Annotated in this window: 2 protein-coding genes; one reads left to right on the top strand and one right to left on the bottom strand. The window is 59.0% G+C overall.

Going from position 1 to position 923, the window contains the following annotated elements; all coding sequences use genetic code 11:
* Positions 1–131: 131 nt before the first annotated feature.
* Positions 132–458, top strand: a complete 327-nt coding sequence (locus tag J5224_RS30495; RefSeq protein ID WP_264628780.1) for an MGMT family protein — start codon at positions 132–134, stop codon at positions 456–458.
* Here J5224_RS30495 and J5224_RS30500 read toward each other — a convergent pair.
* Positions 441–923, bottom strand: a 483-nt coding sequence (locus J5224_RS30500) for a YbaY family lipoprotein (RefSeq protein WP_264628781.1), incomplete at its 5' end; no start/stop codon positions are given. The genes J5224_RS30495 and J5224_RS30500 overlap by 18 nt on opposite strands.

A 923-nucleotide genomic window follows, 5' to 3' on the forward strand; every position in this document is an offset into this window, starting at 1 on the left:
ATTGCAAGTTGACCGCAGCCGACCGGTGTTTTCTTATTCGATTTCAGCCTTTCGGCCAGTGAAACGCACATTTGCAAGCCCGCGCAGCTGTGCCACTATGTTGATTCATCGTAGTATTTACAGGAGCAGCGATGGAGCAGGATAACTTTCGCCAGCGCGTTTTTCATGTCGTAGCCGCCATTCCCTGGGGCAAGGTTACCACCTACGGCGAGGTGGCGCGCCTGGCGGGTTCCGCACGCGCTGCCCGTCAGGTCGGCGGCGTATTAAAAAAGCTGCCCGAAGGCAGCTCACTTCCCTGGCATCGGGTGATAAATCGCCATGGTGAAATTTCGCTAACTGGCCCGGATTACCTTCGCCAACGCGAAGCGCTCAGGGCCGAGGGGGTAACCTTTACACGTCAGGGCAACATCGGGGCGAAACGCCCTGAGAGCCATGAGGTGTTATCCCTCAGTGTTTAGCGGTGTTGGCGCACTGGGGGTCAATAGGCCTCCCTGCGAATGGGTTGGCAGTGCAACCGACTCCACCGGAATCAACAGCAAATCCGCGCGCGTCACACCGTTGGTGATCACTGCGGGGAAATCCTGCGTCGCCATCACAACGCGGTTATCAATGGTCACCGCGGCGCTGAGCAGAATACGCGCATTCGGCTGCACGTCGGCAGGGTTATACGGCAAGGAGAAGATAAACGGTGCCTGTTTGCCGTCCGTCCACGCCACTTTTTGCGCCAGCACGCGCGACGGCGTATCCGGCACGGTGGCATCAGAAACGGTAACCGTTAAGGCTGCATTGGGCGGCAGCGCGATGCGCTGATGCAGATTAATGGTGCCGCTGACCGCCGGCATGGCGAGCTGGGTTTGTGAAGCGGTCGGAGAATCGGTGACCGTTGTCGCGGCTAGCGCCGCGCCAGTCAGCACGACAGATAA

The sequence above is a fragment of the Candidatus Symbiopectobacterium sp. NZEC135 genome (genome assembly GCF_025962695.1).

Excerpts from the sequence above, each read along its gene's own strand:
- J5224_RS30495 (WP_264628780.1), top strand. The coding sequence starts at position 132 with ATGGAGCAGGATAACTTTCGCCAGCGCGTTTTTCATGTCGTAGCCGCC.